The sequence below is a fragment of the Aeromicrobium sp. Sec7.5 genome, from assembly GCF_036867135.1.
Lineage (GTDB): Bacteria > Actinomycetota > Actinomycetes > Propionibacteriales > Nocardioidaceae > Aeromicrobium.
Genome location: NZ_JBAJIJ010000001.1, coordinates 1,592,825 through 1,615,843, shown reverse-complemented (window position 1 = coordinate 1,615,843; position 23,019 = coordinate 1,592,825). Strand labels below are relative to the sequence as shown.

General features: G+C 70.6%; 26 protein-coding genes and 2 pseudogenes. 16 read left to right on the top strand and 12 right to left on the bottom strand.

The genetic code is table 11. The features are described 5' to 3' along the window. Positions 1-67 precede the first annotated feature (67 nt). On the bottom strand, positions 68-214 hold the full coding sequence (locus tag V6S66_RS08030; protein ID WP_334206223.1) for a hypothetical protein: 147 nt from the start codon (positions 212-214) through the stop codon (positions 68-70). A 107-nt stretch (positions 215-321) separates the two neighbouring features. Between V6S66_RS08030 and V6S66_RS08025 the strand changes: the two genes are divergently transcribed. Both V6S66_RS08025 and V6S66_RS08020 read left to right on the top strand, forming a co-directional pair. Then, positions 322-495 carry a hypothetical protein gene (locus tag V6S66_RS08025; RefSeq protein WP_334206222.1) on the top strand — a complete coding sequence of 58 codons (174 nt, stop codon included), beginning with the start codon at positions 322-324 and terminating at the stop codon, positions 493-495. A 50-nt stretch (positions 496-545) separates the two neighbouring features. Then, positions 546-917: pseudogene (locus tag V6S66_RS08020) on the top strand (DoxX family protein); the annotation flags it as partial. 19 nt (positions 918-936) lie between these two features. On the opposite strand, the gene V6S66_RS08015 reads toward V6S66_RS08020, so the two are convergent. Continuing rightward, positions 937-1,443, bottom strand: coding sequence for a MarR family winged helix-turn-helix transcriptional regulator (locus V6S66_RS08015; RefSeq protein WP_334206221.1), 507 nt, complete (start codon positions 1,441-1,443; stop codon positions 937-939). On the opposite strand from V6S66_RS08015, the pseudogene V6S66_RS17025 reads away from it, so the two are divergent. The 3 genes and pseudogenes from V6S66_RS17025 to V6S66_RS08005 all read left to right on the top strand — a co-directional run. Next, positions 1,418-1,825 (top strand): annotated as a pseudogene (locus V6S66_RS17025) (EamA family transporter); the annotation flags it as partial. The gene V6S66_RS08015 and the pseudogene V6S66_RS17025 sit on opposite strands and share 26 nt — an antisense overlap. After that, positions 1,804-2,415 (top strand): DMT family transporter, encoded by a 612-nt coding sequence (locus V6S66_RS17020; protein WP_442885897.1) that lies wholly within the window; start codon positions 1,804-1,806, stop codon positions 2,413-2,415. The pseudogene V6S66_RS17025 and the gene V6S66_RS17020, both read left to right, overlap by 22 nt. Beyond that, complete coding sequence (locus V6S66_RS08005) at positions 2,416-3,609, top strand: low temperature requirement protein A (protein WP_334206219.1); 1,194 nt, start codon at positions 2,416-2,418, stop codon at positions 3,607-3,609. It abuts the gene before it with no gap. On the opposite strand, the gene V6S66_RS08000 is transcribed toward V6S66_RS08005, so the two are convergent. Continuing rightward, entirely contained in the window at positions 3,580-4,359 is a 780-nt protein-coding gene (locus V6S66_RS08000) for an alpha/beta fold hydrolase (protein ID WP_334206218.1), read from the bottom strand. The two genes, V6S66_RS08005 and V6S66_RS08000, sit on opposite strands and share 30 nt — an antisense overlap. 119 nt (positions 4,360-4,478) lie before the next feature. On the opposite strand from V6S66_RS08000, the gene V6S66_RS07995 reads away from it, so the two are divergent. Genes V6S66_RS07995 through V6S66_RS07985 form a run of 3 tightly spaced genes read left to right on the top strand, consistent with a single transcriptional unit; the run spans position 4,479 to position 6,848 of the window. After that, positions 4,479-5,669, top strand: a complete 1,191-nt coding sequence (locus V6S66_RS07995) for an HNH endonuclease signature motif containing protein (protein WP_334206217.1) — start codon at positions 4,479-4,481, stop codon at positions 5,667-5,669. Positions 5,670-5,678: 9 nt separating this feature from the next. Further along, the gene (locus V6S66_RS07990; RefSeq protein ID WP_334206216.1) at positions 5,679-6,281 is read left to right on the top strand and encodes a class I SAM-dependent methyltransferase; all 603 of its coding nucleotides are present in this window, start codon (positions 5,679-5,681) and stop codon (positions 6,279-6,281) included. Between the two features lie 9 nt (positions 6,282-6,290). Continuing rightward, positions 6,291-6,848, top strand: a complete 558-nt coding sequence (locus V6S66_RS07985; RefSeq protein ID WP_334206215.1) for a dihydrofolate reductase family protein — start codon at positions 6,291-6,293, stop codon at positions 6,846-6,848. Here V6S66_RS07985 and V6S66_RS07980 read toward each other — a convergent pair. Together V6S66_RS07980 and V6S66_RS07975 are read right to left on the bottom strand one after the other, a co-directional pair. Continuing rightward, on the bottom strand, positions 6,845-7,861 hold the full coding sequence (locus V6S66_RS07980; protein WP_334206214.1) for an LLM class flavin-dependent oxidoreductase: 1,017 nt from the start codon (positions 7,859-7,861) through the stop codon (positions 6,845-6,847). The genes V6S66_RS07985 and V6S66_RS07980 overlap by 4 nt on opposite strands. Positions 7,862-7,868: 7 nt before the next feature. Beyond that, the gene (locus tag V6S66_RS07975; protein WP_334206213.1) at positions 7,869-10,088 is read right to left on the bottom strand and encodes an MMPL family transporter; all 2,220 of its coding nucleotides are present in this window, start codon (positions 10,086-10,088) and stop codon (positions 7,869-7,871) included. Between the two features lie 85 nt (positions 10,089-10,173). Between V6S66_RS07975 and V6S66_RS07970 the strand changes: the two genes are divergently transcribed. Continuing rightward, complete coding sequence (locus V6S66_RS07970; RefSeq protein ID WP_334206212.1) at positions 10,174-10,770, top strand: TetR/AcrR family transcriptional regulator; 597 nt, start codon at positions 10,174-10,176, stop codon at positions 10,768-10,770. Here V6S66_RS07970 and V6S66_RS07965 read toward each other — a convergent pair. Genes V6S66_RS07965 through V6S66_RS07945 form a run of 5 tightly spaced genes read right to left on the bottom strand, consistent with a single transcriptional unit; the run spans position 10,742 to position 13,714 of the window. After that, positions 10,742-11,017, bottom strand: a complete 276-nt coding sequence (locus V6S66_RS07965; protein ID WP_334206211.1) for a tetratricopeptide repeat protein — start codon at positions 11,015-11,017, stop codon at positions 10,742-10,744. The genes V6S66_RS07970 and V6S66_RS07965 overlap by 29 nt on opposite strands. Continuing rightward, positions 11,014-11,679 carry a 4a-hydroxytetrahydrobiopterin dehydratase gene (locus V6S66_RS07960; RefSeq protein ID WP_334206210.1) on the bottom strand — a complete coding sequence of 222 codons (666 nt, stop codon included), beginning with the start codon at positions 11,677-11,679 and terminating at the stop codon, positions 11,014-11,016. The genes V6S66_RS07965 and V6S66_RS07960 overlap by 4 nt, the downstream gene beginning before the upstream one ends. Before the next feature lie 29 nt (positions 11,680-11,708). Then, positions 11,709-12,203: a phosphoribosyltransferase gene (locus V6S66_RS07955; protein WP_334206209.1), complete on the bottom strand. Its 495-nt coding sequence runs from the start codon at positions 12,201-12,203 to the stop codon at positions 11,709-11,711. Between the two features lie 12 nt (positions 12,204-12,215). Next, on the bottom strand, positions 12,216-13,076 hold the full coding sequence (locus tag V6S66_RS07950; RefSeq protein WP_334206208.1) for an alpha/beta hydrolase: 861 nt from the start codon (positions 13,074-13,076) through the stop codon (positions 12,216-12,218). Between the two features lie 26 nt (positions 13,077-13,102). After that, entirely contained in the window at positions 13,103-13,714 is a 612-nt protein-coding gene (locus tag V6S66_RS07945; RefSeq protein WP_334206207.1) for a TetR/AcrR family transcriptional regulator, read from the bottom strand. Positions 13,715-13,758: 44 nt separating this feature from the next. Here V6S66_RS07945 and V6S66_RS07940 point away from each other — a divergent pair, with 44 nt between their 5' ends. The 7 genes from V6S66_RS07940 (at position 13,759) to V6S66_RS07910 (ending at position 20,766) form a co-directional block, all read left to right on the top strand. Next, a complete protein-coding gene (locus V6S66_RS07940) occupies positions 13,759-15,003 on the top strand; it encodes an oxygenase MpaB family protein (protein WP_334206206.1) in 1,245 nt (414 codons plus the stop codon). Between the two features lie 15 nt (positions 15,004-15,018). Further along, positions 15,019-15,681 carry an MBL fold metallo-hydrolase gene (locus V6S66_RS07935; protein WP_334206205.1) on the top strand — a complete coding sequence of 221 codons (663 nt, stop codon included), beginning with the start codon at positions 15,019-15,021 and terminating at the stop codon, positions 15,679-15,681. After that, positions 15,678-16,640: a DMT family transporter gene (locus tag V6S66_RS07930; RefSeq protein ID WP_334206204.1), complete on the top strand. Its 963-nt coding sequence runs from the start codon at positions 15,678-15,680 to the stop codon at positions 16,638-16,640. The genes V6S66_RS07935 and V6S66_RS07930 overlap by 4 nt, the downstream gene beginning before the upstream one ends. 69 nt (positions 16,641-16,709) lie before the next feature. Then, positions 16,710-18,203 carry a UDP-N-acetylglucosamine 1-carboxyvinyltransferase gene (locus V6S66_RS07925; protein ID WP_334207241.1) on the top strand — a complete coding sequence of 498 codons (1,494 nt, stop codon included), beginning with the start codon at positions 16,710-16,712 and terminating at the stop codon, positions 18,201-18,203. Positions 18,204-18,234: 31 nt separating this feature from the next. Continuing rightward, positions 18,235-18,960, top strand: coding sequence for a glycerophosphodiester phosphodiesterase family protein (locus V6S66_RS07920; RefSeq protein WP_334207240.1), 726 nt, complete (start codon positions 18,235-18,237; stop codon positions 18,958-18,960). Further along, positions 18,960-20,279, top strand: a complete 1,320-nt coding sequence (locus tag V6S66_RS07915) for an MFS transporter (RefSeq protein ID WP_334206203.1) — start codon at positions 18,960-18,962, stop codon at positions 20,277-20,279. Before V6S66_RS07920 ends, V6S66_RS07915 begins: the two co-directional genes overlap by 1 nt. Before the next feature lie 103 nt (positions 20,280-20,382). Next, the gene (locus tag V6S66_RS07910; protein WP_334206202.1) at positions 20,383-20,766 is read left to right on the top strand and encodes an RNA polymerase-binding protein RbpA; all 384 of its coding nucleotides are present in this window, start codon (positions 20,383-20,385) and stop codon (positions 20,764-20,766) included. Between the two features lies 1 nt (position 20,767). Here V6S66_RS07910 and V6S66_RS07905 read toward each other — a convergent pair whose 3' ends face one another. After that, on the bottom strand, positions 20,768-21,523 hold the full coding sequence (locus tag V6S66_RS07905) for a polyprenol monophosphomannose synthase (RefSeq protein WP_334206201.1): 756 nt from the start codon (positions 21,521-21,523) through the stop codon (positions 20,768-20,770). Then, positions 21,520-23,019, bottom strand: a complete 1,500-nt coding sequence (lnt, locus tag V6S66_RS07900) for an apolipoprotein N-acyltransferase (RefSeq protein ID WP_334206200.1) — start codon at positions 23,017-23,019, stop codon at positions 21,520-21,522. The genes V6S66_RS07905 and lnt overlap by 4 nt, the downstream gene beginning before the upstream one ends.

Sequence of the window (23,019 nt, the reverse complement as noted above, 5' to 3'; positions counted from 1 at the left end):
CTCGGATATCCTCAGCGCGCTCTGAACAGTGACGGTGGACAGACCTGCTGAACGCGCACGGGGGTGTTCACACTCCGAAATTGCGGAACACGAGGAACCCGAAGAGTTCGATCCCAAGTAGGTAGACGCCCAAGAGGATGACGGGGGAGAGCCACCACAGGGTGAACCTGATCGTCTTGCGCCAGTCGATGGGCTCACGACGCTGCTGGTCCATCGTGTCTCCGTCCTCTGCGACGACCGGACGCCGCCATGGTGGCACCGGGTTCGAAACCGGTGCCGCTGTCCTAGGTTGCCGCCACAGATGCAGCGACAGAAGATGACATGGACGGCGACGTGGCGGTGGTAGTGACGATCAGCCGCACTTCTACGGGCAAATCCTTGGTTCTTGTTGGCCATCAGCGTGGTCTGCGTTACAGGCACGGTGCAGGCCATTTGAAAACTGACAGCGGTCCCGATGTTGGGCAGGCAGCAGGCGATGCGTGGTCCGGTGGTTGACATAATGTGCATTATCGGAGGAATGCGAGAGTCGGGGATAGGGTCCAGGCATGCGTGACCTGCTGCGAACCGCTGCGCGACTCCTGCTGGCCGGATTTCTCGGGTTCGCCGGGCTGTCGCACCTGTTCTGGGGCCGTGAGACGTTCCGGGCGCAGGTGCCCGAGTGGCTTCCGCTCGGCGTCGACTTCGTCGTCGTCGCGTCGGGCGTCGTCGAGATCGCCCTGGCGGTCGCGCTGCTGGTGCCGACCCGCCGACGGCCGTTGATTGGCTGGATCGTGGCCGCCTTCTTCGTGGCGGTGTTCCCGGGCAACGTCAACCAGTACCTCGAGGGTGCCGACGCCTTCGGGCTCGACTCCGACGGAGCGCGTCTGACTCGGCTGTTCTTCCAGCCGCTGCTGGTCGCCTGGGCGCTGTGGAGCACCGGCGCCTGGACGTGGTGGGTCAGCGCGAGACGAGCTCGGGACCCTCGAGGGCATCGAGCCAGCGGGCCAGCAGGCGCTCGAGGTCGGCGCGCTCCTCGTCGGTGAGTGGAGCGACGAGCCGGTGCTCGTTGGCGATGTGGGCCGTGAAGGCCTCGTCGATCACGGCACGCCCGGCGGGCGTCAGGCCGACGACCCGCCCGCGCCGGTCGCCGACGCTGGTGCGCCGGGTGACCAGGCCGCCTTCCTCGAGGCGGTCGATCCGCTTGCTCATGGCGCCCGTGGTGACCATCGTGTGGCGGGCCAGCTCGCCGGGCGCCAGCTCGTAGGGATCGCCGATGCGACGCAGCGCGGCCAGCACGTCGAACTCGCCCTCGCCGAGCCCGTGGTGCACGTACTCGGCCACCAGCTCGTCGCGGAGCCGGTCGGCCAGGCGGTGAAGTCGACCGATGACCCCCTGCGGGCTGACGTCGAGGTCGGGTCGCTCGACCTGCCATTGACCCATGATGCGTCCGACGCGGTCATTCATCGTTGCACCATATCTTCCGAGGAAGCGAAATGCTAATGTATCTTCCATGGAAGCCAAATGGGTGGCCGTTACCGCTGTCGCGCCGCTCGCGTGGGGTGCCACGTATGTCGTGACCCGACAGCTCCTGCCGGAGGACGCGCCCCTGTGGGGTGCGGCGATCCGCGCCATGCCCGCCGGACTGCTCCTGCTGATCCTCGCGCGACGACTCCCCCGCGGGTCGTGGTGGTGGCGGAGCCTGCTGCTCGGCACCGTCAACATCGGGGCCTTCTTCCTGTTGGTCTACGTCGCCGCGCAGGCCCTGCCGTCGAGCGTGGCCGCGTCGATCATGGCCCTCGCTCCCCTGGTGCTGACCGGGTTCGCGTGGTGGCTGCTCGACCAACGGCCGACCGCGCGCACCGTCGCCGGCGCGGTGGGCGGCATCGCCGGTGTCGTGCTCCTGATCGGGGGTGCCCGGGGCGAGCTGTCGGCCGCCGGGGTCGTCGCGTCCGCGTCGGCCTTGCTGTTGTCGGCCTTCGGTTCGGTGCTGCCACCCGCTGGGCCGACGGCACGCCGGTGCTGGCCACGACTGCCTGGCAGCTCGTCGCCGGAGGCACGGTCCTCACGCTCGCAGCAGCTGCGGTCGAGGGCTCCCCGCCTGCGGTGGAGCCCACAGCCGTCGCCGGCTACGCCTTCACCTCGGTCGTCGCGACAGCCCTGGCCTTCGTCTGCTGGTTTGCGGGCCTGCAACGGATCCGAGCCGGCGCGGTGGGTGTGATCGGTCTCTTGAACCCGGTGGCCGGTGTCGCGCTCGGGGCGCTGGTGGCCGACGAGCGGCTGGCTCCGCAGCAGCTGGCCGGCATCGCGCTGACTCTGGCCGGGATCGCCGTGGCCACACGACCGGCTCGCAGACGTGGCCCTGCCGCGCCCGGACCTGCCATGATCTTTGGCGGTCCGACCATCGGATCGCCAGCCATGCGTCGATCGGAGTCCTAGGTGAGCGCCTCTTCATCCCCCGCGGCACGCCTGTCGCGCCTCGTGCCCATGCGGCCCCGCGATCCGCGCGAAGCTGGTCGTTCGGCGAGCCCGCTCGAGCTGTTCTTCGACCTCGTGTTCGTGATCGCCGTGAGCGTGGCGTCGGTCGAGCTCCACCACGCCCTGACCGAGAACCACGTCCTGGAAGGCGTGGTCGCGTACGCCGCTGCGTTCTTCGCGATCTGGTGGGCGTGGATGAACTTCACGTGGTTCGCGACCTCGTTCGACGTCGACGACTGGCTCTACCGGGTGCTGACGTTCGTGCAGATGGGCGGGGTCCTGACGTTCGCGGTGGGTCTGCACGACTTCTATGACGGCGACTACGCGCTGGCGATCCTCGGCTACGTCGTCATGCGGGTCGCGATGGTGGCCCAGTGGACGCGAGCGGGTCACGGCTCGCCCGAGCTGCGCTCGACGGCGTACACCTACGCGGGCGGCGTGGCGACCGTGCAGGTGTTGTGGCTGAGCCTGCTGGTGGTGCCCGAGTCGGTGCGTCCTGCGCTGTTCGTGGTGCTCCTCCTGGCCGAGATCTCCGTCCCCGTCGTGGCTGAACGTCGCGGGACCACCCCGTGGCACCCGCACCACATCACGGAGCGCTACGGGCTCTTCACGCTGATCCTGCTGGGCGAGAGCCTGCTCGGATCGTCGAACGCCATCATCGAGGCACTCGAAGGAGACGCCGACCTCGTTCCTCTGATCGCCATCGCGAATCTCGCCCTTGTCGTGACCTGCTCGCTGTGGTGGATCTACTTCTGGCCGCCGCATCACGAGGCCATCGGTTCGTTCGGGCAGTCGCTCCGCTACGGCTACGTGCACTACTTCGTGTTCGCGGCGGCCGGGGCGCTGTCTGCGGGCATCGAGGTCGAGATCGATGTGCTGACCGACCACAGCAAGCTGAGTGCCGTCGCCGCCACCTTCACCGTGTCGGTCCCGATCGCGATCTTCGTCCTGGGGATCTGGTGGATCGCGATCCGCGACCACGCGGACCGGGTCGTGAACGTGGTCGTCCCGTCGGGAGCGCTGCTCGTGCTGCTCGATCCGCTGATCCCGGTGCCGGTGGCGCTCACCGCCCTGATCCTCGTGGTCGTGGTCGCGGTCCTCGTGCGGCGCGGCCCGGTGACTCGGTCAGGCCAGCAGGAACACGCGCAGGGCTGACACGAACGACTCCGGTTGCTCCGAGTGCACCCAGTGCCCGGCGCCCTTGATCGTGACGAGTCGCGTGCGGGGGAACAGCTCGCGCATCCGCTCCTCGTCCTCCTCCTGCACGTACGGCGAGTTCTCCCCCGAGATCCAGAGCACGGGATGGTCGAACGTCGCGTCGAGCTCGGGGAATCCACCGATCGTCGCCAGGTCACGACGCAGGACCTCGAGGTTGGCCTGCCAGCTGTAGCGGTCGTCGTCGCCGGCCCGGAGGTTCTGCAGCAGGAAACCGCGGATCGTGGGGCTCGGGATCTTGTCCTGCAGGGCCTCGTCGGCCTTGCTGCGTCGATCGATCGTCGCCAGGTCGATCGAGACGAGGCTGCCCAGCAGGTGCTCGAACTCCCCCGCGCCGTCGCTGTCACCCGGGGTGATGTCGACGATGACGAGCCGGTCGATCAGCTCCGGGTGCCGCAGGGCCAGGACCATTGCGACCTTGCCGCCCATCGAGTGGCCCACGAGGTGGACGGGACCGTTCGCCGCGAAGCCCGCGCGGAGGAACTCGGCCACGGCGTCGGCCATCTCCGCGTAGTCGATGCGGTCGGTCCACGTCGACTTGCCGTGGTTGGGCAGGTCGACGAGCAGTGAGGTGAGATCGGGCCGCAGGGCCTTGGCCGCCTGGGTGAAGTTCTTGCCCTGGCCGAAGAGTCCGTGGAGGAAGACGACGCGTTCGCTGGTCTTCCCCACCTGCCTCGCGTGGATCGTCACGGTTCGAGCCTATCGACCGGGCTCCGATGCCCGGACGAGCGTTGTCGTGCCCCCTGCATCGCAGGAGATTTCGACCTTTCGGTCTTGGCATCGAACGTCTGTTCGAGTAGCATGAGGGCATGCCCTCCTCCTCGTTCCCGACGTTGCGCGACCTGCGTCGCGTCACGCGGGAGCGGGCGAAGGCGGAGGCTGCGGAGTGGGCGGCGATGGTCGGGTACCGCGATGGTGCGCTGACCCGGTTGCGCCGTGATGCCACGCCGATGCGGCAGATGCTGGAGGGCTCGGCCGTCACCCTGCAGATCGCGTCCGAGACGGGAATGTCGGAAGGGCAGGTCGTCAACCGTCTTGCTGCGGCCGATCGGGTCATCGAGCACGCGCCGAAGGTCTGGGCCGCGTTCGGTCGCGGACACCTCGACGCCGGCCGGGTGCGGGAGATCTCGTTGACGATCGAGAAGCTCGAGCGCGACGACTCACGCCAACGCCTCGACGACGAAGCCGTCCCCTATGCCCGCACCCACACCGTGGCCGAGCTGCGCCGCTGGTTGCGCCGGTTCGTCGCGCGGGTCGAGGCCGACCTGACCCACGAGCGCGCCGAGACCGAACGGGCCAAGCGGCACGTGCGGGTCGAGCACACCGACGACGGCATGGCCTGGTTGCAGGCCTACCTGCCCTCGCACCAGGCCGCAGCGATCGAGACCCGCCTCGAACGACTCGCCAAGACCCACCAAAGCACCGACAAGGCCGACGGCATCAAGCGGTCGCACGCGCAACGCCGCGCCGATCTGCTGGTCCACGTGCTGACCTCGGCCCCGACCGACCACCTGCCCGGCACCCCCGGCCTGCGGTGCGACATCGCGGTCACGATCGACGCCGCCGTCCTCACCGGCGCCGTCGAGGGACCGGTCGAGGCCGCTGACGGGTCCTGGCAGGTGCCCACCGACTGGCTCCTGGAGTCAGCGTTCGCCGGCGAGGCGTTCTGGCACCGCATGCTGTTGGATCCCATCACCGCCGACGTCCTGGCCCACGAGTACAAGGGCTACAGCCCACCCGACATCCTCCGGCGGGCCCTGACCTTCAGATCAGGGGTATGCACCACACCCGGATGCCTCGTCCCCGCCGACAAGTGCGAGCTCGACCATCACGTTCCGTGGCCCGAAGGGCCGACCCGGGGCAGCAACCTGCGATGGCGATGCAAACCGCACCACGCCTACAAAGGCCACGACATCACACCCGCACTCCTGGACCACCTCCGCGACACCGGACCCGGACGCGCCCTCACGATCGAGCTCAAGCTCGACGACGCCGCCTAGGGTGGCGCGGTGACGATCGACCGGGTGCGGGAGGCGTACTCCCGCCGTGCCGCGGAGTACGTCGAGGTCGTCGGTCGGATCGAGCACGCCGCTGAGACGGATCGCGCGGCGATCCTCGCGTGGGCACGTTCCGTCGACGGCCCGATCCTCGACGTCGGGTGTGGGCCGGGTCAGTGGACGAGCTTCCTGCACGAGGCCGGGGTGGACGTGGAGGGCATCGATCCGGTCGAGACGTTCCTCGAGGACGCGCGCAGGCGGTATCCCACGGCGCGCTTCCGACTCGGTCGAGCCGAGGCCCTGGGCGTGCCGGAGCAGAGCCTCGGCGGCGTCCTGGCGTGGTTCTCGCTCATCCACACTGACCCCGCCGGGATCGACGGGGCGGTCCGCGAGATGGCCCTGCGCCTCCGGGTGGGCGGGAGCCTCGCCATCGGGTTCTTTGACGGGCCGGCGCGCGAGCCCTTCGACCACGCCGTGGTGACGGCCTACTACTGGTCCGTCGACGCCCTGACCGAGGTCGTGGAGACGGCCGGGCTGACCGTCACCAGCGCGCAGACGCGTCACGACCCGCCTGCGCGGCCCCAAGGCCTACTCGTCGCGCAGAAGATCACCTAGCCTCGGCCCATGGGCCTAATCACCTACAGCATCAACGTCACCCTCGACGGGTGTGTCGACCACGAGGCGGGCATCGCCGACGACGAGACGCATGCGCTCTTCACCCGTCTGATGGACGAGGCCGGCGCGATGCTCTGGGGTCGCACGACCTACGAGCTGATGGAGGGCTACTGGCCCCTGGTCGCCCGTGGCGAGGTCGACGCTCCCCCGGCGATCCGCGAGTGGGCCGAGAAGCTGGAGGCCAAGCCCAAGTACGTCGTGTCGACCACGCGCAGCGACTTCCCCTGGACGGGCAGCCACCACCTCCAGGGCGATCTCCGCACCGCCGTGCAGGAGCTCAAGGACAGGACTCCGGACGGCGTGCTGCTCGGGAGCGTCGCGCTGGCGACCGAGCTGGACCGGCTGGACCTCATCGACGAGTACCTGTTCCTCGTGCACCCCCGGATCGCCGGGCACGGGCCCACCCTCCACCAGGGTGGCCTGCCCAGCATCCGGCGTCTCGACCTCGTGTCAGCGGATCCGCTGAGCAACGGCGCGATCGCCGTGCGCTACCGACGGGCCGACTAGCGCCAGCCGAGGGCGGGAGCCACGTGCGTGAGCAGCGACTCGAGCACGTGGGCGTTGTAGTCGACGCCCAGCTGGTTCGGCACCGTCAGCAGCAGCGTGTCGGCCGCGGCGACCGCCGAGTCCTCACGGAGCTGCTCGATCAGACGATCGGGCTCGGCCGCATAGGTCTTGCCGAAGCGCGCCACTCCCCCGTCGATGTAGCCGACTTGGTCGGTGCCGCCCGACCCGCCGAAGTAGGCGCGGTCGCGCTCGTCGACGATCGGGAAGATGCTCCGACTGACCGAGGTGCGCGGCGCCCGCTCGTGGCCGGCCGTCTTCCAGGCGTCGTGGAACATCTGGATCTGCTCGGCCTGCAGCTCGTGGAACGGCACACCGGTGTCCTCGGTGAGCAGGGTGGAGCTCATCAGGTTCATGCCCTGCTCGGCGGTCCACTCGGCGGTGGCTCGGCTGCCGGCACCCCACCAGATGCGCTCGCGCAGCCCGGGAGACTGTGGCTCGATGGGCAGCAGGCCCGGCGGGTTCGGGAACATGGGTCGCGGGCTCGGCTCGGCGAAGCCGCCACCCTGGATGACCTGCAGGAACACGTCGGCGTGGGTGCGCGCGAGGTCGGCGTCGGTCGAGCCTTCCGCGGGCGCGTAGCCGAAGTAGCGGTAGCCGTCGACGACCTGCTCCGGTGACCCCCGGCTGATGCCGAGCTGCAGCCGGCCGCCGGAGATGAGGTCAGCTGCCCCGGCGTCCTCGGCCATGTAGAGCGGGTTCTCGTACCGCATGTCGATCACGCCGGTGCCGATCTCGATGCGCGACGTCCGGGCTCCCACGGCGGCGAGCAGCGGGAACGGCGACGCAAGCTGGCGAGCGAAGTGATGCACCCGGAAGTACGCGCCGTCGGCACCGAGCTCCTCCGCGGCTACCGCGAGGTCGATCGACTGCAGCAGGACGTCGGAGGCCGAACGTGTCTGGGAGTGGGGCGTGTCGGACCAGTGGCCGAAGGACAGGAAACCGATCTTCTTCACGCAGGTGTCAACGCGCAGGAGCGTCAGCCATTCCCGGCCTGTCGAGCTCGCGCGCGAGCGACTCGCCCTCGATGTCGACGTTCGGCAGGGCCCGGTCCAGCCAGCGTGGCAACCACCACATGGGCCGGCCCACGAGGGACATCAGCGCGGGGACGAGCGTCATGCGGATCAGGAAGGCATCGACGATCACGCCCACGGCCAGCGAGAAGCCGATCGTCTTGATGATGATGTCGTCACCGAGTGCGAAGCCTGCGAACACGCCGGTCATGATCAGGGCCGCAGCCGTGACGACGCGGGCGCTGTGGGTGAAGCCGGTCACGACGGACTCGTGCGCGCCGCGCCCGTGGACGAACTCCTCGCGCATGCGCGAGACGAGGAACACCTCGTAGTCCATCGCCAGGCCGAACAGGATGCCGGTCAGCAGCAGCGGGAGGATGAACACGACCGGTGACTCGGTGTCGATGCCGATCAGGTTGCTCAGCCAGCCCCACTGGAACACGGCGACGGTGGCGCCGAGCGAGACGCCGACCGAGCCCAGGAAGCCCACGACGGCCTTCAGGGGCACCAGCACCGACCGGAAGACCAGCACGAGCAGCACGAAGGCCAGCCCGACGACCACGGCCAGGTAGACCGGGAACGCGTCGCTGAGGGTCTCGGCGATGTCGACACCCGCAGCGGTCTGTCCGGTCACGTAGGGGACGGCGCCGGTGTCGGACTCCAGGCCGGACAGGCCCGTGCGGATGTCGCGCACGAGCTGCTTGGTCTCCTCCGCCGACGGTCCGCTCTCGGGGACGACGGTGACGGTGGCGAACCGCACCTGCTCGAGCTGGGCCTGGAACGTCGCGACCGCCGTGGCGTCGCTGGGATCGGTCACGGGGGGCACCACGGCCGCGACGTCCCGGTCGATCATGGCGATCTGCGCGATGGCGGCGTCGACCGCACCCACGGGATCGTCGGCGCCAGCGGTGTCGACCACGACCGTCAGTGGGCCGTTGGCCCCGGCGCCGAAGTTTTCGGCGATCAGGTCGAAGGCCTGGCGCGGGGAGCTGTCGGCCGGGCGGGAGCCGTCGTCGGGCAGCGCGAGCTCCATCGACGCGACGGGGATCGACAGGGCGATCGCGCCGGCGATCCCGAGCACGAGGGTCGGGACGCGGTGGCGCGTCACGAGCTGGACCCAGCGGTGGCCGGCCGTGCGCTCGTGCGCGCCGGGCTCGATGTCGTGGAGGCCGGGGACGTGGCCCGAGGTGATCCGCTTGCCGACGAGCGCCAGCAGGGCGGGCAGCAGCGTGAGGGCCACGACCACCGCGATCGCCACCGTGGCGGCCCCCGCGAGACCCATCTGCGTCAGGAACGAGATCCCGCAGACCGACAGCCCGGCGAGCGCGATAATGACGGTCAGGCCCGCGAACACGACGGCCGATCCGGCGGTGCCGACGGCCACCCCGGCGGCGTCCTCGAGGTCGCGTCCCTGACCGACCTCGTGCTTGAAGCGCGACATGATGAACAGGGCGTAGTCGATCCCCACGGCCAGGCCGAGCATGCTCGCGAGTGCCGGGGTGACCGAGGACAGGTCGAGGAACCCGGTCAGCGTGAACACGCCCATGATGCCCAGGCCCACGCCGACGACCGCCGTGAGGAGAGGCATCCCGGCCGCGACCAGCGAGCCGAACGTGATCGCCAGCACGACCAACGCGATCGCGATGCCGATGACCTCCGAGAGGTGACTCAGGGCGGGCGTCTCTGCGGCGTCTCCGCCGACCGCGGCGGTCAGGCCGGCGTCCTCGAGCTCGGCCACCGCGTCGTCGAGCGCGTCACGGTCGGCCGCGTCGAGCTCCGGGCCCGTGCGGTCGTAGCTGACGGTCGCGTACGCCGTGGTCCCGTCCTCGGAGACCGTGCCCGTCGTGAACGGATCGGTGACGGAGGCGACGTGGTCGGTCCGGACCTGCTCGAGTGCGCCGGTCACGACGCCCTGGTCCAGCGCTCCCCCGTCGTCGCTCGACACCACGATCCGGGCGATCGCGCCGTCGGCCTGGACGTCGGTGCGCTCCTTGATGAGGTCGAAGGCCTGGCTGGACTCGGTGTCCGGCAGCTGGAAGGAGTCGTCGGTCTGGCCCGACAGGAAGAGTGCGCCCGCGCCACCGAGGGCCAGGAGCAGGACCCAGACGCCGATGACGCGCAAGCGGTGCCGGAAGCTCCAGCGTCCGAGGCGGTACAGGTTCCAGGCCATGGGAATCTCCCTCGAGGACAGACGTCGGAAAGTGGAAGTTCATCCCACCATGGAACAGTCTCTCATTGAGTCCTAGGATGTGCCCATGGGCCTGCGCGAGACGAATGCCACACGCACGCGGAACGGGATCGCCGACGCGGCCATGACGCTCTTCCTTGAGCGCGGCTACGAGCAGACCACGATGGAAGAGGTCGCGGTCGCGGCGGAGGTGGGTCTGTCCACGCTCTACCGGTACTTCCCGACCAAGGAGCTCCTCGGCACCTCCTACCTCGGCGAGCCGGGGCAGCTGGCCGAGCTGGTCCGGGCTCGACCCGGCGATGAGCCGGTTGAGCTGGCGCTCGGCGAGGCGCTCCTGGAGTTCGTGTCCTTCAGCGACGAGGAGCTGGTCCACTCGGGCCGGATCCGTGACCTCATCCAGGAGAACCCCCGCATGCACGGGCGGCTCCTCGACTGGCTCATGCAGACCCATCTGGCCCTCACGGCAGCGCTGGCCGAGCGGCGAGGCGCACCGGAGGACGACATCGTCGCCTCCGCCCTCTCCTGGAACGCCGTGCTGGTGCTCGAGCGGGCCTCGGACCGGATGCGGAGCCGCCCGGGTGGAGCCGTCACCGACGCCGTGCGCGAGGTCGTCGCCGAGCTCGAGGGCGCCGACGTCATGGGGCCTCGTCTGCCCCGTCCGTGAGTGCGACGCCGTAGGCGGCGACGGAGCGCTGGTAGCGCGGAAGCGTCGGGACCACGGCCTCCTCCGCTCGACCGAGGTTCCGCAGGGTCGAGGCGTACTGGATCGTCGCCTGCGCCGACCTGTCCTCGTCGAGTCCGAGGCTCATCGCCTGCTCGTACAGGGCGGCTGCCTCGACCTCGCGTCCGGCGCTGTCGTGCTCTCCGGCGGCCTCGAAGAGCCGAACCGCCTCGTCGCCCTCGTGACTCACGGCTGGCGTTCCAGACAGGTGCAGATGCAGACCTTGTTGCCCTCCGGATCGGCCAGCACCGTGAACGACGGCGACTCGTCCTCGCTGACCAGGGTCCCGCCGGCGGCCAGGATCGCAGCGATGCGATCGGGCGCCACCTCGGGCGCGACCCAGAGGTCGACGTGGAAGCGCTGAGGCGGCTCGCTGTGCGGCTGGGTCGCCTGCAGCCACAGGAGGATCTCGTGCGTGTCGGGATCGACCACGTCGTTGCCGTCGACGTTGTCCGGTGAGCCGGTGTAGACGGCCGACCAGAAGCGACCGACCGCCTCGAGGTCGGCGGCATCGAGAGCGAGCAGCTGCAGCGTGACGGCGGAGGGCTTGGCCTCGGCACCGTGCTCGGCCGCGAGCTCGGTGATTCGGTGGGCGAGGCGGAGGTCCCGCGTCGTCAGGTCGCCGACGTCGTGGCTGCGCAGGTGCACCTCGACGTGGCCGTACCGCAGCATCACGTCCGGGTGGTGGTTCGCGGTCTCCGCGGCATCGCCGATCGCGACGACGAGCGCGAGACCGGTCACGAAGTCCGGGGTCGCGAAGCGGGCGTGCAGCCATCGATCGGCCAGCACCCAGTCGTGCAGGCCCTCGGCGAGGAACTGGGTGGTCGGGACGGGGGTGGCGGAGTCACTCATGCCTCGAGTGTTGCCCGATCCGGACCACCTCACACGTCGAGGACCCCGGTGCGGTCGACGAGCGGAGGTTCGGACCACGGGAAGTTGATCCATCGCTCGGTGCTGCGCCACGTGTAGTCGGGAGCCACGACCGACGCGGGTTTGTCGTACAGCACCGCGGTGCGCACGTCGTCACCGTGCCCGCGGCAGAAGCTCACGACGAGCTCCAGGGTGCGGCCGCTGTCGGCGACGTCGTCGACCACGAGGACGCTCTTGCCGTCCAGGTCGGCGGCGTTGAGGAACGGCGGCAGGATCACCGGCGCGTCCCGTGTCGTGCCGACGCCGGTGTAGAACTCGACGTTCAGGGCGAAGAGGTTCTTGCAGTCCAGGGCGTACGCGATCGCCCCGGCCGGCACGAGGCCGCCCCGGGCGATGCCGAGCACGACGTCGGGCGCGAAGCCCGAGTCGTGCACCAGCGTGGCCAGCTCCCGGCTCGCGGTGCCGAACAAATCCCAGGTCAGGACCTCGCGCTCGGGCGTCGTCATGGCGCCATCGTGTCAGGCGTTCGCGACGGCTGCCGCCATCGTCGCCATCGCGCGCCCGGCGTCCTCGGCCGGACCGTCGAGGAAGTAGTGGTCGCGGCCCGGCAGGTCGAGGTGCTCGACGGGCACGCCTGCGGCCTCGAGCCGGGCGACGTAGGCGACGGCCTCCGCCCGGAGGCGGTCACGGGAGGCGGTGACGACGAACGCGGGCGGCTGGCCGGCGAGGGTCGCTGCGAGCAAGGGTGATGCGTACGGCTCGGTCCGCCGCTCGACGTCGCGGAAGTAGGTCTTGCGCACCAGGTCGATCACGGCCGGCGAGATCATGGCGCCAGCGGCCGCGGGCTTGTCGACCGTGGACACGTCGAGCGACGGCACGCCGAGCAGCTGGAGTCGGGGCAGCGGGGTCCCGAGGTCGGCCGCCTGGAGGCACGCGGACGCCGCGAGGTTGCCCCCGGCGCTGAACCCGCTCACCGTCAGTCGGGTCCGGTCCCAGTCGCCGTTCTGCTGCACCCAGGCCAGGACGTCGTGGGCCTGCTCCTGGGCCACGGGATAGCGGCGGCGCGGGGCGACGTCGTAGTCGACGTTGACGACCGTGACGCCGGCCTCGGCCACCAGGTAGCGGCACCAGAAGTCGTCCATCCGCGGGTACCGCATGAGGAACGCGCCGCCGTGCAGGTGCACGTGCACGGGGGCAGGAACGGTCCGCGCGGGATCGCTGTAGACCTCGCACCGGACCCGGCCGTGGCGGGTCGGGATCTTCAACCGCTCTGGCTGCGGAAGGTCGCCGCCGGCGAAGACCCGGTCCCGGCCGTAGTGCACGGTGAGGCGCGCGGTCGCGCCCGTCATGACGGCCTGGGCATCGGCGAGGAACGACATGTAGGGACTTCGGAGCCGGTGGCCCGTCAGGTGGGTGCCAGGTGCGCCGCGCTGAGGAGCATCAGCTCGTCCAGGAGCGTCTCCCGGGAGAATCCCGGCTCCTCCAGGACCCACTGCACGCAGAGGTGCTCGACCATGCGCACCAGCAGCCACGCGGAGACCGCCGGCTGCACGCGGTCGGTCGGCCGCGAGACCGCCAGGTACGCCCCGATCAGCTCGCTGATGCGCCGCTCGATCTGGTCGACATGCGGCGCGACGCGAGCACGGGGCAGCTCTCGGGTCATCAGGCGCACGTACTCGCGGTTCGCCTCCAGGATTTCGAGCAGTCCCTCGTAGGAGGCCCGCATGAGCTCGAGCGGTGGCCGGTCGAGGCGTTCAGTGACCACGGCGGTGAGCTGCTCGGTGATCTCGTTCGAGTAGGCGTCGACCACGGCCGACAGCACGGCTTCCTTGTTCGGGAAGTACTGGTACAGCGATCCGGGACTGATGCCGGCGGCCTCGGCGACCCGGTTCGTCGTCGCGCGCTCGTAGCCGTGCTCGGTCAGGACCTGACGGCCGGCGGTGACGATCCGGTCGACCATGTGCTTCGACCGTTCCTGCTGCGGGGACTTGCGCAGTCCGGGGCGTGACGTCGTCATGACGCGAATTGTATGCGAGTAATTGCTCGTGTCACGCTGCCGGCATGTCAGCACCCTTGCTCCCCGACGTCACGGGCCGCGTCGCTCACCCCGCGCCCCCCACCCGATTCCGGGCTGCCGAGGCTCGCGGTGCCGCCATCGGGAAGATGCTCCGCGTCGTGGGTCGGGTGCGCGAGGTCGACGAGGACCTCATGACCCGCATCGGCGAGCGGTTCTGGACCGTCGACGAGCCCGGCGCACGGCTCGCGGCCGCGATCCGGTCGAAGGGTGACGACCAGGTCCGGCTCGACCAGTTCCACCGGGCGCTGGCGCACGGCATCGACGCCGTTCCGGAAGCACCCCGCGCGCTGCGGGAGTTCTTCGCCACCGTGGAGGACACGCCGGACTGGGTCGACGTGGACCTCATGAATCGCGGGGGCGAGGTCTATCGGCGACTCGGACGCAACGCCGGAGACGTCCTGCTGCAGCTGTCCCTGATCGGTGGCTACCGCTTCGGCGGCCCGACCGACCTGCTCGTCGCCACCGGGGGCCTGACCGGCGACATGACGCGTCGCCGGCTCGCCGAGACGCAAGCGTGGAGCATCGCCGTGACCGAGCACGACGCGATGCGTCGGGACGGCGCCGGGTGGAGGCTCACGGCCCACGTGCGCCTCATGCACGCACTGGTCAACCACCGGTTCGACGCCCGCCCGGAGTGGGACGCGGCGCACTGGGGCCGTCCGATCAACCAGACCGACCAGGCCGCGACGCTGGGCCTCTTCACCGGCGCGCTCCTGCTGGGTGTCCGGACCCTCGGCGTCACGGTCACCCGTGAGGAGTCGCGGGCCGTGATGCACCTCTGGAAGTACGTCGGCTGGGTCATGGGCGTCGACGAGGACTGGCTGTTCGACACCGAGCGCGAGCAGCACCGGCTGAACTACCACGTGCTGCTCGCCCAGGACGACGTGACGGAAGCCGGTGCCCGGCTCGCAGGCTCGATCGTCGAGGCGCAGGCCGACCTGCACTTCCGGCGGTTCGGCGCGCTCCGCCGCTGGTACGCGCCGCGCCGCCTGCTGAGCATGCTGCGCCCCTTCCTGGGAAGACGGGGGCTGGCCGACCTGGGTCTCCCGGTGCGCCTGCCGTGGGCCACGGCCCTGGTGGTGCCGGGCAACCTCTGGCGGTACGGCGTGCTGGTGCGGACCGCGTGGGGGCGTCGGCGGATCGATCGCTGGGCCCGCGCCTACCGCGACGAGCAGATGTACCGCTACTTCGGCGACGACGCCCCGGACGTCGGCCGATTGGGCGCCTGAGCGCATGATGGACCGGTGCAGATCACCCGCTTCGGACATGCGGCCGTGCTCGTGGAGGCGGCGGGCCGCCGGGTCCTGATCGATCCGGGTGCCTTCAGCTCGCCGGCGACCTTCGGACTCGAGCACCTCGATGCGATCGTCGTGACCCACCAGCACCCGGACCACGTCGATCGAGACCGCGTCCCCACGCTTCTTGCAGCGAGTCCCGAGGCGCTGCTGCTGGCCGACCCGATGACCGCCGGCGAGCTGGGCGGCCCATGGCAGGCCCACACCGACGGTGACCGCCACGACCTCGGAGACCTGGTCCTGCGCGCCGCGGGACGGCAGCACGCCGAGATCCTGCCGTCGCTCCCGATCGTCGACAACGTGGGCATCCTCGTCACGGCGCCGGGCGAGCCGACGCTCTTCCACCCCGGTGACAGCTACGCGACGACTCCTGACGGCGTCGACGTCCTCGCCCTCCCCCTCGGCGCGCCCTGGGCCAAGGTCTCCGAGACGGTCGACTTCCTGCGCCGCGTGGCTCCACGCGTGGCCTTCCCGGTGCACGACTGCACGATCTCGGCGCTGGCGTACGACATCTACTGGAACCACGTCGTGAACCACGGCGGCGTCGACGACGTGCGCCGCCTGGACCAGACCGACGGCACCGCGGTCGACCTCGCGGACGCCAGCGCGTGACACCGACCTTCCCACGGGCCGCGATGGTCCCGTTCATGGTGCTGGCCGGTGCCCTGGTGGCCCTGCAGTCCCGCGTGAACGGCGCCCTCGCCGACGAGATCGGCTCGGGTCTGCGGGCCGGGGCGCTGGCGGCCGTCATCAGCTTCGGCAGCGGCCTCGCGGTCATCTCGGTCGCCGTGGTGACCACCCCCGCGGGCCGCACGTCGATGCGGAGGCTGGCGCACGCGCGCGCCGTCAAGCGACTGCGGTGGTACGAGCTGCTCGGCGGGCTCGGCGGAGCGTTCTTCGTCGCGAGCCAGGGCATCGCGGTCGGCACGATCGGCGTCGCCCTGTTCATCGTGGCGTTCACCGCGGGCCAGTCGCTGAGCTCACTGGCCGTCGACCACATCGGCTTCGGCCCCGGCGGTGTCCAGCGGGCCTCCGCCGGTCGGGCCGTGGCGGCGGCGTTCGCGATCGTGGCGGTGCTGCTCAAGGCCCTCGACCAGATCGAGACCGGCGCCACGTGGCTGACGCTCGCGCTGGCGGTCCTGGCCTTCGCGACGGGCGTCGCCCAGGCGGTCCAGCAGGCGCTGAACGGCCGCGTGTCGAAGGTCGTCGGCTCCCCCGCCACGACGTGGAACAACTTCCTAGTCGGGACGACCGCGCTGCTCGTGCTGCTCGCCGCCTCGTTCCTGGTCGACGGGCAGGTCGGCACGTTGCCGACGACGGGATGGCTCTACCTCGGCGGCGTGCTCGGCATCGGCTTCATCATGGTCGCGGCGATCGCGGTGCACGCCTACGGCGTGCTCGTGCTGGGGCTGTGCATGATCGCGGGCCAGGTCGTGACGGCGGAGGTGCTCGACGTGATCGACCCTGCGGTCGAGGTCGGCCCGCTCGGGATCGCCGGCGGCGTCGTGGCCCTCGTCGGCGTCGGCGTGGCGCTGGCACTGACGTCCCCGCGGGACACGCCGACGGCGTGAGCTTGTCGTATCTCATATGCGAGATACGCTGGCGCGGTGACTGACGACTACCTGAAGCGCATCGGTACCATGATCCGCGACGCCCGCGTCCGGGCCAACAAGACCCAGGCCCAGCTCGCCGAGTCGCTCGGCAGCAGCCAGAGCGCCGTCAACCGGATCGAGAAGGGGTCGCAGAACCTCACCCTCGAGATGGTCGCCAGGATCGGCAGCGCGCTCGACTCCGGGCTCGTGAACGTGGGCTCCTCGGGACCGAGCCACCTGCGGGTGCACGGTGGCATCGAGCTGCACGGCTCGATCGACGTGAAGTCGAGCAAGAACGCCGGCGTGGCGCTCCTGTGCGCCTGCCTGCTCAACGCGGGCACCACCGTGCTGCGCAAGGTCGCGCGGATCGAGGAGGTCAACCGGCTGCTCGAGGTGCTGTCGTCGATCGGCGTCCGCACGCGCTGGCTCAACGCCGACAACGACCTCGAGCTCGTCGTCCCGGCCGAGCTGCGGCTCGACCAGATGGACGAGACGGCGGCCCGGCGCACGCGCAGCATCATCATGTTCCTCGGCCCGCTGATCCACCGCGAGTCGACCTTCGAGCTCCCCTACGCCGGCGGCTGCGATCTCGGCACCCGCACGGTCGAGCCGCACATGACCGCGCTGAAGCACTTCGGGCTCAAGGTCGTCGCGACCGAGGGCAGCTACCACGCCGACGCCACGCCGCACGTGCCCGAGAAGGCCATCGTCCTGACCGAGCGCGGCGACACCGTCACCGAGAACGCCCTCCTGGCCGCGGCCCGGGTCGACGGCGTCACGGTCATCCGCAACGCCAGCCCGAACTACATGGTCCAGGACCTCTGCTTCTTCCTGCTCGAGCTGGGCGTCGAGATCGAGGGCATCGGCACGACGACCCTGCGCGTCACGGGCAAGCCGCGCATCAGCCGCGACGTCGAGTACGCGCCGAGCGAGGACCCGATCGAGGCGATGAGCCTGATCGCCGCGGCGATCGTCACGCAGTCGAGCATCACGGTGCGCCGCGTGCCGATCGAGTTCATGGAGATCGAGCTGGCGGTGCTCGAGGACATGGGCTTCCGCTACGACCAGAGCCCGGAGTACCTCGCCGAGAACGGCCGGACGCGACTCGTCGACGTCACGACCCATCCCTCGCCCATGCGGGCACCGATCGACAAGATCCACCCGATGCCGTTCCCGGGCCTCAACATCGACAACCTGCCCTTCTTCGCCGTGATCGCCGCCACCGCCACGGGCCAGACGATGCTGCACGACTGGGTCTACGAGAACCGGGCCATCTACCTGACCGAGCTCAACAAGCTCGGCGCCAAGGTGACCCTGATGGACCCGCACCGCGTGCTGGTCGAGGGACCCACCCACTGGAGCGGCTCCGAGATGGTCTGCCCGCCGGCACTCCGTCCGGCGGTCGTGATCCTGCTGGCGATGCTGGCGGCCAAGGGCACCTCGGTGCTGCGCAACGTCTACGTCATCAACCGTGGCTACGAGGACCTCGCCGAGCGTCTCAACGCCCTCGGCGCGCGGATCGAGACCTTCCGCGACATCTGACCCGCGACGCCCTAGCGTGGGAGCCGTGACCATGGCGATCGCCCACCGCGGCGGAAGTCTCACGGCGACCAACGTGGGCATCGAGAACTCCCTCGAGGCCTTCGCCCACGCGGCGTCCCTGGGCTACCGGCACCTCGAGACCGATGTCGTCACCTCCCGCGACGGCGTCGCGTACGCGTGCCACGACGTCAAGCTGCACCGGCTCACTGGGCAGCGCCTGCACGTCGCCGACCTCGACTCGACCCAGGTCGACGAGCTCCTGCTCGACGCACGCGCCCGGATCCCCCGCCTCGAGGACGTGTTGCGGACGCACCCTGACGCCTGGTTCAGCATCGACGTCAAGTCGCCGGACGCCGTCGAGGAGACCTGTCGGGTCGTCGAGCGGCTCGGTGCCGTCGACCGAGTCTGCCTCGGCAGCTTCGACCACCGGCGCACCATGGCCATCCGGCAGCGCCTGCCGCAGGTCGAGACCGCCGCCTCGCGCCGTGAGGTGATCGAGGCCCTCCTGGTGCCGGCGGCGCGCCGCCGCCCGGCATACCGGTGGCTGAGCGTGCCCGCCACCCGCAAGGGCATCCCGGTCGTCACGAGGCGCTTCGTCGACGCGGCGCACGCCACGGGCGTGGGCGTGCTCGTCTGGACCATCGACACACCTCCGGAGATCGAGCGCCTCGTGGGGCTGGGCGTCGACGGGATCTTCACCGACCGCACCGACACGCTGCGCGACGTCCTCGTCGCCCTCGGGACCTGGGAGAACTGATGGCCGAGCCCGTGACCGACGCCGTGGCGACCGCGACGACCCGCCGACAGGTCCTCGCCTGGAGCCTGTGGGACTGGGGCTCGGCCGCGTTCAACGCCGTCATCATCACGTTCGTCTTCTCGGTCTACCTGGTCGACGGCGTCGGCGACGACCTCGAGGGCCCGATCTCGGCCGCGACCTGGCTCGCGTGGTCGGTCGCCGCCGGCTCCGTCGTGATCGCGGTGCTCGCCCCGGTCACCGGACGCCGGTCCGACGCCGGCGGCGGTCGCCGGCGGTCGTTGGGCTTCCTGACCGCCGGGGTCGTCGTCGTCACGGCGTTGATGTTCTTCGTCCGCGAGGACGCGTCGTACCTCTGGCTCGGGCTGCTGCTGCTCGTGGTCGGCGAGATCTTGTTCGAGCTGTCCCAGGTGCCCTACTTCGCGATGCTCCGTCAGGTCTCCACGCCGGGCAACGTCGGTCGCGTCTCGGCCCTGGGCTGGGCCTTCGGCTACCTGGGCGGGATCGTCCTGCTGCTGATCTGCTTCTTCGGACTGATCACGGGCGACGGCGGTCTGCTGGGCGTCTCGACCGACGACGGTCTCAACATCCGTGTCGTCGCGATCCTCGCGGCGGTGTGGTTCGCCGTCTTCGCGGTGCCGGTCCTGCTCGTCGTGCCCGAGCTCCCCGCGTCGGCGAGCCCGGCGGAGAAGGTCGGCATCGCCCAGTCGTACCGCGACGTGGGCCGGGACATCGCCCGCATGTGGCGTGAGGACCGTGTCGTGCTGCAGTACCTCCTCGCCAGCGCGATCTTCCGCGACGGGCTCGCCGGGGTCTTCGCCTTCGGTGCCGTGCTCGCGGTGTCCGTCTACGGGTTCACCGACGAGAGCGTCATCATCTTCGGCATCGCCGCGAACGTCGTGTCCGCCGCGGGGGCCCTGGTGGCAGGGCGCCTGGACGACGTCCGGGGTCCGCGCGCCGTGATCGTCGTCTCGTTGAGCGCGATGCTGGTCGCCGGCCTGGTGCTGCTCGTCGTCGACGGGATGGCGATGTTCTGGGTCTTCGGCCTGATGCTGTGCCTGTTCGTGGGTCCGGCCCAGTCGGCGGCACGCACCTACCTGGTGCGGCTCACCCCGCCCGGGTTGGAGGGCCAGAACTTCGGCTTCTACGCCATGACGGGCCGGGCGGCCTCGTTCCTCTCCCCCGCCCTGTTCGGCCTCTGCGCCTTCCTCGGCGGGGACGACCGCTGGGGCATCCTCGGCATCATGCTCGTGCTGGCTGCCGGGCTCCTGGCCCTGCTGGCGGTGCCGTCCGACGTGCGGGACCGCGCGACCTCGGGCTGAATGGGGGTCACGGGACCGGATCACTCCTCCTCTCCGGCTGCTCAGGGGAATCTCACAGTCCTGCCGTACGTTGAGGAAGAGACGACACGAGAGGAGTCCGATCATGGCTGAACGTGCCTTGCGCGGTGCGCGACTGGGTGCCCAGAGCTTCGAGGACGAGCGCGGTGTCGAGATGGCGCCGCGGCAGGAGGTCGCGTACGTCCTGCCCGACGGCCGCACCTTCACCGTCACGATGTCCGAGGAGGCCGAGGTCCCCCTGCAGTGGGAGGACCCGAAGTCCGGCATCGTCGGCCGTCTCGTCGACGGCGCCGAGCCGGAGGCGAAGGACGAGAAGCACGTCCGCACCCACTGGGACATGCTGCTCGAGCGTCGCTCCGTCGACGAGCTCGAGGAGATCCTCACCGAGCGCATCGAGCTGCTGCGGGCCGGCGAGATCGGTCCCCCGCACCTGCACCGCCGTACCAAGAAGGCGGCCGCGCGCCGCTGAGCTAGGGGCGTCGGGTCAGCGCGGTCCTCGACCGCGCTACCCGGCGCTCGAAGCCCCAGAGGGTCACCTTCCACAGGGCTTCGCGCACGATCGAACCGCTCATCTTCGAGCGCCCCTGCGTACGCTCCACGAACGTGATGGGCACCTCCGCCACCGTCATCCCGGCGTCGAGGACCCGCCTCACCAGGTCGACCTGGAAGCAGTAGCCCTGCGACGACACGTCGTCGAGCGGGAGACGCTCCAGCGTCGTGCGTCGGAAGGCGCGGAACCCGCCCGTCACGTCGGCCACCGACAGGCCGAGCGCCTTCTGGGCGTACCAGGTTCCGCCCCGGGAGATCAGCTTGCGGTACCACGGCCAGTTCACGACGCCGCCGCCCGGCACCCAGCGGGAGCCGAGCACCAGGTGGGGCGCCCCGTCGGCGTCCTCGTGGGCGATGCGCGCCAGGAGGGTCGGCAGGTCCTGTGGACGGTGGGAGCCGTCGGCATCCATCTCGACGACGACGTCGTAGTCCCGGGCCAGGGCCCAGGCGAAGCCGGCGCGGTACGCGACGCCGAGCCCCTCCTTGGCGGGGCGGTGCAGCACGTGGACCCGGTCGTCGCGGCGGGCGAGGCGATCGGCGACGAGGCCCGTGCCGTCGGGTGACGCGTCGTCGACCACGAGCACGTCGACGGACGGGGCGTGGACGGCCAGACCGTCGAGGAGCCGCGGCAGCGACTCCGCCTCGTCATAGGTCGGCACGACGACCAACGTGCTCACGTCGTCGTGCCCTCCCGTCGTCTCGTCACGATGGCGAGTCCCCATCCCACCACACCGAGGGCCAGCAGGAGCAGCTCGAGGGGGCGTGCCAGGTGCGCCGACGGCGCCGTGCCGTCGGCCAGCGGCACGTCGGTCTCGATCGTGGCGGGCTGCCGCAGCGGCGCGCGCGTGACCACGTCGCCGTCGGCGTCGATCACGCCGGAGATGCCGTTGGTCGAGGGGACGAGCACCCACCGTCCCGTCTCGATGGCGCGGAGCCGGGAGATCGACCACTGCTGCTCGGGCTGGGCCGTTCCGGTGAACGCCGCGTTGCTGGTCTGGACCACGAGGACCTGGGCGTCGTCGGCGATCGCCTGGTCGACGACGCCGTCGAAGGCGATGTCGTAGCAGATCGTGTCGCCGACGCGGACGCCGTTGATCGTCAAGGCGCCCGGCTCCTCGCCGGCCACCATGTCGCGCGGGATGTCGCGGTCGATCCTGGGCACCAGGCTGCCCAGGGCGTCGCGGAACGGGACGTACTCGCCGTAGGCCACGGGCTTGCGCTTGACGTACTTCTGGCCCGGACCGTCCGCGGTCCAGACCAGCCCGGCATTCTCGACGGTGTCGACCGTGGGCCCGTCGAGGAGCCCGCCGACCAGGATCGGGACACCGAGGTCCCGCACGAGCGCATCGAGCTGAGCGCTCTCCTCTGGCCGGTTGCGCGGATCGGTGTCGGTCGAGTTCTCGGGCCAGAGCACCACGTCCGGCGCCTCGGTGTCGCCCGCCTCCACCCGCTCGACGAGTCGTCGGGTCTCGTCGGCGTGCAGCTGGAAGATCGCCCCGGGCGGCCACTGGAGGAACTCCCCCGGGGTGTCGCCCTGGATCAGCGCGAACCGCGCAGTCTGCCCCTCTGACGGTCCGGACAGCCCCACGGGGAGCAGCGCGCCGAGCACGAAGGCGCCGACGAACCCTGCGAGCGCGACGGCGCGGTGGCGAGCCGCGCGGTCGGCGACCAGCACGAGGGCCGCGGCCAGGCAGGCGAGCAGGAACGACGTGGCCGGGAGGCCGACGAGGCGGACCCAGGACTCCAGTGGCGTGTCGAGCGCGGTGTGCACGAGGCGGCCCCAGGGGAACCCGGAGAACGGGAACGACCCGCGAACCTGCTCGCCGAGGAGCCAGACGGCCGGCATCAGCACCGGCCAGGCGGCCAGACGGGCGACGGACCGGAGCGGCAGCGCCACGATCCCGAGGAGCAGGGCCTCGGCGATGACCAGGCCGACGTAGGCGCCGTCGCTCACGGCGCGCATCCACCAGATGAGGGGCCCGAAGAAGGCCAGGCCCCAGAGCACGCCGAGGGCATAGACGCTGCGCCCCCGCAGGTCGGGCACGGCGCGCAGCACGCCGAAGAGCACGGCCACCCCGATCACCATCGCGTAGGGCAGCGCCAGCGGCTCGAACGCGAACGAGGACAGGACCCCGGAGAGGACGACGAGGGGCGCAGCGAGCCGGAAGGTCAC